Source organism: Streptomyces sp. WAC06614 (assembly GCF_003949795.1).
Classification (GTDB): domain Bacteria; phylum Actinomycetota; class Actinomycetes; order Streptomycetales; family Streptomycetaceae; genus Streptomyces.
In genome coordinates, this window is record NZ_RPRY01000012.1 from 41,370 (window position 1) to 50,860 (window position 9,491).

A 9,491-nucleotide genomic window follows, 5' to 3' on the forward strand; every position below is an offset into this window, starting at 1 on the left:
TCTCAGGACCCCGTGAGGACGATCTTGACCACGTCCCCGGTCAGGTCGCGCAGTGCCGCGTCGGCCTCGTCGAACGGCCGGGTACCGGAGATCAGGCGGTCGAACGGCAGGTCGTGGCGTGCCAGCAGGGCCATCCCCTCCGCGTACGACCTCGGCGGGTTGAAACTCATGCCGAGCAGGCGAAGGTTGCGCTGACACACGTCACTCGCCGGGTCGACCTGGACGGTGGTGCCGTCCGGGACGATGTTGCCCACCTCCACGACCGTGCCCAGCCGGCGGACCAGCGCCATGGCCTCGGCGAGCGCCGCCGCGCTGTTCGTGGCGTCGACCGCCAGGTCCGCGCCGCGGCCCCGGGTGAGGTCGAGCACCGCCCGTCGCCGGTCCGCCGCGTCCTGTGCGTGGGTGTCCAGGACCACATCGATGCCCACGGCTCGGGCGGCTGCCAGCCGGGCCGGACGGCTGCCCGAGGCGATGATCGTGCCGACCCCGGTCTGCCTCAGCACGATGGCGGTGAGCAGGCCCACCGCCCCCAGCCCGAGGACGACCGCGGTGGAGTCGGGGGTGAGCACCTCGTCCCAGGTACCCGTGGGCGTGCGGGTCACGTCCACCGTGCGCACCGCGACCGCCAGGGGGTCCAGCAACGAGGCGACGGTGTCGGGCATGTCCTCCGGGACCCGCCACAGGTACGTGCCCGGGCGGACGTCCACGTGCCGGCCGAACCCGCCCGTCAGCGTCGGCCCCGGGTCCGAGCCGGCGGGCGCGGGGGCGAGCGGCGGCAGGCCGATGGCCTCCGGGGGAATCCCGTAGACGAAGGCGTCCGTGCAGGTGGTGGCGCCGGGCCCGAACCGTCGGCAGCCCCAGCACCGGCCGCAGGGCAGCCACGGGAACAGGGCCACCCGGTCGCCCTCCGCGAGCGGGATCCCGTCCGCGTCGTGGCGCTCGTGGGCGGGACCGAAGGCGATGATCCGGCCGACGATCTCGTGCCCGAGGACGAGGGGCGCAGTGGGGGCCCGGTTCAGGAAGTGCACATCGGTCCCGCAGATGCCGTTGGCCGTGACCTGCAAGAGCAGGCCTGCGGGGGCGGGCTGCGGCAGCGGCAGCGACATGGCTTCGAGCTGGTTCCGGCCGGTCCACACCTGTGCGCCCGTCGACTCCATGGCCGCTCACCGCCCGCGACGGTGGGGCCGGAGGGTGCGGCGGGCGTCCACGGGTGCTCCTCGGGCGGCGTTCACGGCTGCTCCTCGGGCGGCCACAGGCTGGGGAAGCCGCGTCCGTCGGTGTAGGCGGGGCGGCCGTCGTCCATCACGATGGGCTGGGGCACCGGGCTGACGAACTCCAGCCGGATGCCGTGGAGGTCCTCCTTCTGCGTGAACCAGAGCAGGATGTTCCCGTCCTCGTCGAGGGCCATGCCGTCGCACCCCATGCCGGACCCGGCGAGTTCGCGTTTGCGCTCCTCGACCGCGGGATGGTCCATGAACCCCAGGTGGTGGATGCCTTCGCCGTTCCGGGCGGAGTGGGTGCCCTCGCCGTGGAACTCCATGAGTTCGATGTGCGGGGGCCCTTCCTTGGAGAAGGCGATCCGCGCGTCGTGGTGGTGCGGCTGCTCGTTGCTCCGGTCCACGTAGAAGTCGGTCCGGTAGCGGCCGATCTCGCTGAAGGTGTAGCCGGTCGCCAGGGACCAGCGCTCGATCGCCAGCTCCAGGTCGGCGACGAGCAGACCGATGTGGTGTATCCGCTGGGTGGGGGCCATGTCGGCACCTGTGCCTTTCCGCCCGGGCTCTGCAGGATGATCCACGGCCGGTGGTCCTCTTCACGCTACTCCGGCCGTGCGGCGCCCGCGCGCCGGTGCGCGTACGGCTGCCGGGAACGGCGACGAGCTCCCCCGGGGATCCCCAGGGGAGCTCGTCGCCGGCGACGTGCGCCGCCGCACGGGGTGGTCGCGTCGTGCCGGTCCGCACGGCTCAGGCGGCGGCCCCGGCGGGAACGGCGCCGCTGCGGGCACCGCACAGCTCGGCCACGGGCGCGTACGGGTCCCGAGCGAGTACGGCCATCACGCGGGAGGCCTCGGTGATCTCCTCCTCGCTGACGTCGTCGACGAACTCGGTCCTGCCGATCCCGTCCAGCAGGGTCAGGAACTGGTGGCCGTCACGGTGGCGCATGGTGTCCGCCAGGGCGCGCAGCATGGTGGGGGCGTCCCCGAACATCGGGTGGGAGGGGGCCAGCCCGATCCGGTTGACGGTGGCCACGATCCGCTCCAGCTCCTCCATCGGCAGCAGCCCGCGGCGGGCCGCCAGGACGGCGCTGAAGACGCAGTCCATGGCCACGGCTTCCCCGTGGTAGAGCTCGGGCAGCGCGCTCATCTCCACGATCGGGGAGAAGGTGTGCCCGTAGTCCACGATCCGGCGCAGCTCGGTCTCCCACAGGTTCTTCTGGAGCTCCTCGGCCATGCCCGAGATCGCCCGGTGGATGACGGTCTCGCCGGGGCCCTGGTCGCCGGGGTAGGTGCCGCTGTCCTGGAGCCGGTCCTCGACGAGGTGGTCGCCGTACCGCTCCAGCACCTCGAACAGCGTGCGGTCCTTGATCAGCGCCATCTTCAGGGCCTCGCCGAGGCCGCTGCGGATTTGGCGGGCGGGCAGGGTGGCGATCAGGGTGGAGTCGATCAGGGTCCTCGGGGGCGGGGCGAAGGTGCCGAGCCGGTTGCGGCAGCCCTCGTAGTTCACTCCCGTCTTGGCCGAGACGCTGCCGTCGATCTGGCCCAGCAGGGTGGTGGGCACCCGGACGTAGGGGATGCCGCGGCGGTAGAGGCTGGCTGCCATGCCGACGACGTCCTGGACGACGCCCCCGCCGATCACGATGGGCGGGGTGTGGACCCGGTCGGTGCCGATCTCGGTGAGGCGGGAGGCGACGCGCAGCATCTGGTCGAAGGTCTTGTGGGCGTCCCCGCCCTGGAGGGTGAGGTACTCGACCGAGAGGTGCCTGCGCTCGAAGTAGGTCCGGATCCGTTCGCCGAAGATCTCCGCGACCGTCTCGTCCATGACGACCAGGCGGGTGCCGGGGCACTCCCCGCCGTCCGGCAGCCGGCCGAGCTCCGGGTTGGCCGGGTCGAACAGGTCCGACGTCTCGACGATCTCGTACGTGAACTCCTTGACGGCGTTCATGGTCCACTGGGTGCTGGTGCTCATGGGCCCACTCGCATTTCGTGCTGGTACGTGGTGTTCGAGGTAGTTCGGGCCGTTCCGGCCGTATGTCGAGTTTGTGGCCATTCGGAGGGTCGGTCTGTCCCCTGAACGGGCCACCCGTCGGGGGACAGCGCACCCCGAGGCGCACACGGTGGGGAAGGGCGATCCTGGAGGGAGGGAGGACGCGGGACGGGCCGGCTGCGGCACGTCCGGGTCGCCCCGGGGGGCGGTTCGAGCAGCGAGGACTGGCCATGGACGAGACCTCCGGAAGGGTCCGGGTGCTGGTGGTGGACGATCACCCCGTGTATCGCGACGGGATCGTCCGTGCCCTCACCGTCAGCGGCAGGGCCGAGGTGGTGGCCGAGGCGGAGAACGGCGTGGAGGCCCTCGAAATGATCCGCACGCACGCTCCCGACGTCACCGTCATCGACTACTACCTGGGCACCGGGCTCGACGGCATCGGCGTCGTGCACGCCGCCGTACGCGACCACCTGCCCACCCGGCTGCTGATGCTCTCCGCCAACACGGACAGCTCGGTGGTGTTCAAGGCCGTCGAGGAGGGCGCCGCGGGCTATCTGCCCAAGGACGCCAACCGTTCGGAGATCGTCGACGCGGTCATCGCCGTGGCCCGGGGGCGCACCGTGATCCCGCCCGAGCTGGCGGGCGACCTGGCCGGGGAGATCCGCCTGCGGGCCGACCACGACGCCCCGGTGCTCTCCGAGCGGGAACGCCAGGTCCTCCAGGCCTTCGCGCGCGGCCTGAGCATCCCGCAGACCGCCGGGGAGCTCTTCATCGGCGCCAGCACGGTCAAGACGCACACCCAGCGCCTGTACGAGAAGCTCGGCGTCTCGGACCGGGCCGCCGCCGTCGCCGAGGCCATGCGGCGAGGGCTGCTGGAATGACCCCCGCCGGGAACCGGGACGGGCCGTGGACCACCCGTCCCCGGGTCACTGCTGCGGGCCGGTCGCTGCGGGGAGCGTCACCCGCACCGCGGTGCCGCGCTCGGTGGGGAGGTAGGTGAGCGTGCCGCCGGCCGCCTCGACGCGGGCGCGCAGCGAGGCGACGCCGATGTGGCCCTGGGCGAGCCGCTGCTCCAGGACGGACGGATCGAACCCGGAACCGTCGTCGACGACCTCCAGCGTGACCTGCTGCGGTGACTGCCGCAGAGCCAGGTGCAGGTGCGAGGCCCCCGCGTGCTTCATGACGTTGGCCACCAGCTCGCGGGCCACCGTGAACAGCAGCCTGTCGTAGCCGGTGGGGTGCTCGTCGACGTCATGGGACACCGTCAGGCCTCGCCCCTCGGCCGACGCGAGCAGTCGGCGCAGGGCGGTGGCGAGGCCTGCGGACTCCAGCACGTCGGGGTGCATCTCCGAGGTCATCCGGCGCAGTGCCAGGGAGACGTCCTGGAGCGTCTCGTCCGCGCGCCGCAGGTCTTCGGCGGCCGCCGTCGTGCCGAAGTCCTGCAGGTCCTGCCGGGCCGCGAGCAGGGACTGCAGGGCCTCCTCGTGAAGGGCCTCGGCGAGCCGCCGCCGCTGGTCGTCCTCCGCGGTCATCACCTGGCGCAGCAACAGGGAGCGGCTGTCCAGCAGCTCGCCGATGCGGTACGTCCGTGCCCTCTGCATGTCCGTGATGGTCAGGACCAGCAGGCACAGCGCCACGTGGCACAGGATCAGGACCGTGAGCGTGGCCGCCGGCAGCGTCCGCGTCATGACCGGGTCGGACACGACGGCGAGCGTGAAGGCGACCACGTTGCAGCCCAGTGCCACCAGGGTGTTGGTGCGGCGCAGGTTGAAGGCGGAGAACACCGGGAGGATGAACAGGAGCAGCAGCAGCAGGTAGGCGGGGCTGGTCAGCTCCAGGAGCAGGAACGTGGTCACCACGTCCAGGACCCCTCCCAGCGCGGCCACGAGGACGAAGTGGCGCACAGGGGGCCGCCGCACCCAGAGCAGCATGCTCCCCAGGGCGATCAGGACGTAGACGGCGAGGATGCCGAGCAGGGGCGGCCACTGGCTGCGGGGAACCCCGGCGCAGACTGCCGCGGCGAGAAGGGCCGCGAAGACGAGCCGCAACGCGCTGCGCAGCCGCTGGATGCGGTCCGCGTAGTCGGCGAGCACCCGGTCCGTGAGGGAGGGCGTCATGGTGACCTCACGCCCCAGTATCCGGCCGCCCCCGGAGGCGGGCAATCCCGCCCCGTGGCCCGCCTACGCCCCGGCCGGTGCGGGGCCGTCCTGTTCGAGCTGTCGGACCGCTCGGGTGAGGTCGCGCAGCAGGGCTCGTGCCGCGGTGATGTCGGCCTCGTCGATCCGGGCGGTGATGCGCCGGTGGGACGCCTCTGCCCGTGCCGTGATGGCCCGCAGGACCTGGTGGCCCTCGGGGGTCAAGCTGAGCAGGGGCGAGGTGCGGTGGTCGGGGTTGGGGGCGAAGGCGGCCAGGCCGTCGTGGGTGAGGTCGTTGGCGATGCGCTGGACGTTCTGGCGGGCCACGCCCAGCCGGCGGGCCGCGCTGGGGACGGTCATGGGTTGCTCGGAGACCACGCTGAGGACCTGCCAGCGCGCCTGGGTCTGGCCCTCGGCAGCCGCGATGGCCTCCCCGGACCGGCGCAGCGCCCCGGCGGCCTCGAAGACGTCGGCGACCAGCAGGGCCATCTCGTCGGACATGTCCACACCCTCCAGATTGACAACATGATGTCTAGATGGAACTCTGGTGTCATCTTACCGAAGATGCCGGGAGGCACATCCCACCCGAGGAGCATGCGATGAGCACCGCGATCGAGAACCTGAGGGCGGCCCAGGAACGGGCGGCGACCGTCCGGCCGAAGGTCGGCGGATTCCCCTACCTCGCCGAGGCCCTGCGGCAGGCCGGCGTGCGCACGTACCGCTGCACCGTGCCCGCCGGTGCGAGCCTCTACGTCACCGACGCCGGCCCGGTGGCCACGCAGACCGCGCCGATTGTGGACGGCGCGGTGGACGTCGCCCCCTGGGACGAGGCAGCCCTCGTCGCGGCCATCCGCGCCGACCAGGCGGGCCGGACCGGCTACCCGGAGTTCGTGAGCGCCTGCTGGAACGCCGGCGTCCTCCACTACGAGGTCGACCTCGCGGCCCGCACCTGCACCTACTACGGCGCGCTGGGCGACTCGTACACCGAGTCCTACCCGCACGTCGACATCTGAGTCGGCGGCGACCCGCCCTGCCCGTTCCCACCCCGCCCGTCCCGCCCCGGAGACACGGCCCCGTTCACGGCGTGGAGTGCCGCTCCAGGTCGTCGAGGATCTGCTGGAACGGCCGGCGGAGGGCCGTGGCCGCGGGGCGGCCGTCGGCGCGGGCGTAGGCCATGAGCTGTTCGCGGGCCGCGGTCCGGGCCTGCCAGGGGCGGTCCCCGTCCAGGGTGTCCGCGATCGCCTCGGCGGTCGACGCGGCAAGTGCGGGCAGCCGGTGGCGGGCGTCGGTGAGCACCTCGGTGAGGTCCTCCCGGCCGGTGAACGCGGCGGTCTCCCTGGCCAGGGTCGTCAGGTGCGGGGTGAGTCCGTCTGCGGTGGCGACATTGCGGGCCAGGCGTGCGACCGTGTCGCGTTGCCGGCGGCGCAGGGGGTTGAACCGCATGGCGCGTTCGGCCTTGCGGGCCAGGACGGCGTGGCCGTGAACGGCTTCGACGTGACCGCTGACGGCGGTGAGGTTGTCACGGGCCGCCCCGGGGTCGGTGCCGAGGACCGCGGCGGTGCCGATGAGGGCCTGGGTGAGGTGGGCCCGGGACTCCTCGACGAGGACGGTGAGGGCGTGCCGGGGGTCGGGGGGCCACAGCAGCGGCGCCAGCAGGATCGTCACGACCGCGCCGGCTGCGGTCTCCCAGAGGCGGTGGAGGGCGTAGGCGTCGGGGGAAGTGCTGGCGAAGACCAGCAGGGAGGAGGCCGGGACCTGGACGTTCACACCGCCGCCGGCCGGCAGGAACAATCCGACGACCAGACCCAGGGCCACGACCAGCGCGAGCGCGGCGGTCGAGGGGTGCAGGACGTTCAGCACGGCGATGCCGATCGCCACGCCCGCGACGACGCCCAGCACGCGCTGGAGGGAGGTGGCCAGGGCGTTCAGCGGATCGCCACGCAGGGCGACGAGCGGGACGATCGCGGCGTAGACGGGCGGCTGGTCGGCCCCCAGCCACAGGGCCGCCTGCCAGGCGACGACCACGGTGACGACGATCCGTGCAGCGGCCGGTCCCTCGGTGACGAGGACGTCCCGGGCCCGGCCGAAGATCGGCGTGAGTACGCCGGGTCCGTTCATCCGTCGAGTCTGTTCATCCGCGGTGGCCCTTCGTTTCCCGCAGCACAGCGTGACGGCCGGACGACCCGGACCGTCCCATTACGCCGAACGCGGTATGCCGCACACCATCACACCGGCCGGAGCCCGGCCTCGGCAGTGCCCGACGGGCAGACGGATGGGCGACCTTTCGGTCGGGCCGACACTCATGGCACCCGGACGGGTGAACCCGCCCGGGTTCCGGCGACCGGAGGCCGTCAGGCGCGCGGGGACTGGGCAAGGTGACCAGCGACCGTGTCGCCGCACCCGCTGGAGGACCCATGCTCGGCACCGCCTTCCGTACCGGCTCGCCCAACTGGCTCGACCTCGGCAGCCCCGACACCGGCGCGGCTGCTGCCTTCTACGGGGCGGTCTTCGGTTGGGAGTTCGTCTCCGCAGGCCCCGAGGCGGGCGGGTACGGCTTCTTCCGGCTCGGCGGGAAGACCGTTGCCGCTCTCGGCCCGCTCACCGAGGAGGGCGCGTACTCGGCGTGGATGGTGCACTTCCAGAGCCCCGACATCCAGGCCACCACCGAGGCGGTGCGGGCCGGGGGCGGGAGCGTGCGGATGGAGCCCATGGACGTCATGGGCGAGGGCTGGCTGGCCCAGTTCACCGATCCGCAGGGTGCGCAGTTCGCCTCCTGGCAGCCCGCGCGGACCGGTGGGCTGGAGGCGGCCTCCGAGGAGAACACCCTGGTGTGGGTGGAGCTCCACGTACCGGACCCCGTCGCCGCGATCCGCTTCTACGCCGGGGTGTTCGGGTGGCGGTACATCGAGAGGGAGGTTCCCGGGATGACGTACCGGGTGCTGAGCATCGGCGAGGGGGACCAGGAGGAGGGATCCTTCGGCGGGGTGGCGCCGCAGGGTGAGGGCGCGGGCGGCGGATCGTCGATGGTGACGCGCTGGGTGCCGTACTTCCACGTGACGGACGTGGACGCGACCGTCTCGGTGGTCGAGGGGAACGGTGGCGGGGTGCTGATGCCGGCGGTGGACGTGCCCGACGTCGGCCGGATCGCGTGGGCCTCCGACCCGGCCGGCGCCGTGTTCGCGCTCCTGAAGCCGGCCCCCGGGATGTAGCGGGACGGGTGCGGCCGGTGCGTCCCGCCGGCCGGCGGCCCTCAGGTCCAGGCGTCGACCTGGTCGCGTAGGGACCACATCGGATGACCCAGGCCGAGGAGGGAGTTCTCCTCCACGTTGCCGGGGTCGGTCGGTGCCTTCCTCCGCGTGTTCGTCAGCACCGCCAGGCCATAGCCGTCTGCGGTGCGGGCCATGAAGGAGTTGGTCCCCGGCAGATCCCCGGTGTGGAAGATCGATCCTCCATAGGTCTGCCATCCCAGCGCGTGGTGGTCGGCCACCGGCGTATGGGGGCCGCTCCGCCTCACTCAAGACGCTAGGACCCATCTGCCGCACCCGCATCAGGGTGTCGGGTCAAGCCCGGGGGTCGGCGCAGTGGTGTCGGCCGGGCTTGATGACGGTGGGATCGCCGGCGGTGTGGGTGGCCTTGTCGCCGCCCCCGGTGACGTCGGCGGTGTTGACGACGCGGCGCCGGTCGCCTCTCTCGCCGCCGGGGGTGACGGAGGGGGAACTCCGGCCGAAGTCGTGGTCCTTGCCGCTGCAGAGGACTTCGACGGTCAGGGTGATGGGCGGGTAGCTGCGGTTGGGGAGGAGGGCGTCGCTGCGGTGGCAGGTGAGAGTGGCCAGGGCGCACGTCCACCCCCGGCCGGTGATGTCACGTGCCTTCAGAGCGCGGGGAAGCCTGTCGTGGACCGTGACGGGGGAACCGTCCGTCGCGCCGGGCCCGCTGTTGCCCACCGTGATGGTGTAGACACCCCGCCGGCCTTGGACGAAACGCCCGGTGTGCGTCTTGGCGATGGTCAAGGCGGGGGAGGGCACGGCGTAGGAGATGGTCACCTGGCCGTTGTGGTTCGCCGTCCCGATCGGCGACGACGCGAAGCTGGTGCCGGTGCCCGACGCGAAACTGCTTCCTCCCCCTCCTCCTCCGCCGCCCCCACCCGGCGCGAAGG

Annotated in this window: 10 protein-coding genes and 1 pseudogene; 3 read left to right on the forward strand and 8 right to left on the reverse strand. The window is 72.5% G+C overall.

What is annotated here, in order from left to right; translation table 11 throughout:
- Nucleotides 1-2: 2 nt before the first annotated feature.
- The 3 genes from EF918_RS03245 to EF918_RS03255 form a co-directional block, all read right to left on the reverse strand.
- Complete coding sequence (locus EF918_RS03245) at nucleotides 3-1,157, reverse strand: zinc-binding dehydrogenase (protein ID WP_125640263.1); 1,155 nt, start codon at nucleotides 1,155-1,157, stop codon at nucleotides 3-5.
- A 71-nt stretch (nucleotides 1,158-1,228) separates the two neighbouring features.
- Entirely contained in the window at nucleotides 1,229-1,750 is a 522-nt protein-coding gene (locus EF918_RS03250) for a VOC family protein (protein WP_125640266.1), read from the reverse strand.
- A 211-nt stretch (nucleotides 1,751-1,961) separates the two neighbouring features.
- Nucleotides 1,962-3,182 (reverse strand): sedoheptulose 7-phosphate cyclase, encoded by a 1,221-nt coding sequence (locus EF918_RS03255; RefSeq protein ID WP_125640270.1) that lies wholly within the window; start codon nucleotides 3,180-3,182, stop codon nucleotides 1,962-1,964.
- A gap of 248 nt (nucleotides 3,183-3,430) precedes the next feature.
- On the opposite strand from EF918_RS03255, the gene EF918_RS03260 reads away from it, so the two are divergent.
- Nucleotides 3,431-4,081, forward strand: coding sequence for a response regulator transcription factor (locus tag EF918_RS03260; RefSeq protein ID WP_125640272.1), 651 nt, complete (start codon nucleotides 3,431-3,433; stop codon nucleotides 4,079-4,081).
- Nucleotides 4,082-4,126: 45 nt separating this feature from the next.
- Here EF918_RS03260 and EF918_RS03265 read toward each other — a convergent pair whose 3' ends face one another.
- Nucleotides 4,127-5,317 carry a sensor histidine kinase gene (locus EF918_RS03265; protein ID WP_125640275.1) on the reverse strand — a complete coding sequence of 397 codons (1,191 nt, stop codon included), beginning with the start codon at nucleotides 5,315-5,317 and terminating at the stop codon, nucleotides 4,127-4,129.
- 63 nt (nucleotides 5,318-5,380) lie between these two features.
- Complete coding sequence (locus tag EF918_RS03270) at nucleotides 5,381-5,836, reverse strand: MarR family winged helix-turn-helix transcriptional regulator (protein WP_125640278.1); 456 nt, start codon at nucleotides 5,834-5,836, stop codon at nucleotides 5,381-5,383.
- 98 nt (nucleotides 5,837-5,934) lie between these two features.
- Here EF918_RS03270 and EF918_RS03275 point away from each other — a divergent pair, with 98 nt between their 5' ends.
- Nucleotides 5,935-6,348: a DUF1398 family protein gene (locus EF918_RS03275; RefSeq protein WP_125640281.1), complete on the forward strand. Its 414-nt coding sequence runs from the start codon at nucleotides 5,935-5,937 to the stop codon at nucleotides 6,346-6,348.
- A gap of 64 nt (nucleotides 6,349-6,412) precedes the next feature.
- On the opposite strand, the gene EF918_RS03280 is transcribed toward EF918_RS03275, so the two are convergent.
- Nucleotides 6,413-7,453 (reverse strand): aromatic acid exporter family protein, encoded by a 1,041-nt coding sequence (locus tag EF918_RS03280; protein WP_125640284.1) that lies wholly within the window; start codon nucleotides 7,451-7,453, stop codon nucleotides 6,413-6,415.
- A gap of 296 nt (nucleotides 7,454-7,749) precedes the next feature.
- Between EF918_RS03280 and EF918_RS03285 the strand changes: the two genes are divergently transcribed.
- Nucleotides 7,750-8,544, forward strand: coding sequence for a VOC family protein (locus EF918_RS03285; RefSeq protein ID WP_125640288.1), 795 nt, complete (start codon nucleotides 7,750-7,752; stop codon nucleotides 8,542-8,544).
- Nucleotides 8,545-8,585: 41 nt separating this feature from the next.
- On the opposite strand, the gene EF918_RS03290 is transcribed toward EF918_RS03285, so the two are convergent.
- Together EF918_RS03290 and EF918_RS03295 are read right to left on the reverse strand one after the other, a co-directional pair.
- Nucleotides 8,586-8,822 carry a hypothetical protein gene (locus EF918_RS03290; RefSeq protein WP_185921578.1) on the reverse strand — a complete coding sequence of 79 codons (237 nt, stop codon included), beginning with the start codon at nucleotides 8,820-8,822 and terminating at the stop codon, nucleotides 8,586-8,588.
- Nucleotides 8,823-8,895: 73 nt separating this feature from the next.
- Nucleotides 8,896-9,491: pseudogene (locus EF918_RS03295) on the reverse strand (DUF11 domain-containing protein); the annotation flags it as partial.

Excerpts from the sequence above, each read along its gene's own strand:
- EF918_RS03280 (WP_125640284.1), bottom strand. The coding sequence starts at position 7,453 with ATGAACGGACCCGGCGTACTCACGCCGATCTTCGGCCGGGCCCGGGAC.
- EF918_RS03285 (WP_125640288.1), top strand. The coding sequence starts at position 7,750 with ATGCTCGGCACCGCCTTCCGTACCGGCTCGCCCAACTGGCTCGACCTC.
- EF918_RS03270 (WP_125640278.1), bottom strand. The coding sequence starts at position 5,836 with ATGTCCGACGAGATGGCCCTGCTGGTCGCCGACGTCTTCGAGGCCGCC.
- EF918_RS03250 (WP_125640266.1), bottom strand. The coding sequence starts at position 1,750 with ATGGCCCCCACCCAGCGGATACACCACATCGGTCTGCTCGTCGCCGAC.
- EF918_RS03275 (WP_125640281.1), top strand. The coding sequence starts at position 5,935 with ATGAGCACCGCGATCGAGAACCTGAGGGCGGCCCAGGAACGGGCGGCG.
- EF918_RS03245 (WP_125640263.1), bottom strand. The coding sequence starts at position 1,157 with ATGGAGTCGACGGGCGCACAGGTGTGGACCGGCCGGAACCAGCTCGAA.
- EF918_RS03255 (WP_125640270.1), bottom strand. The coding sequence starts at position 3,182 with ATGAGCACCAGCACCCAGTGGACCATGAACGCCGTCAAGGAGTTCACG.
- EF918_RS03260 (WP_125640272.1), top strand. The coding sequence starts at position 3,431 with ATGGACGAGACCTCCGGAAGGGTCCGGGTGCTGGTGGTGGACGATCAC.
- EF918_RS03265 (WP_125640275.1), bottom strand. The coding sequence starts at position 5,317 with ATGACGCCCTCCCTCACGGACCGGGTGCTCGCCGACTACGCGGACCGC.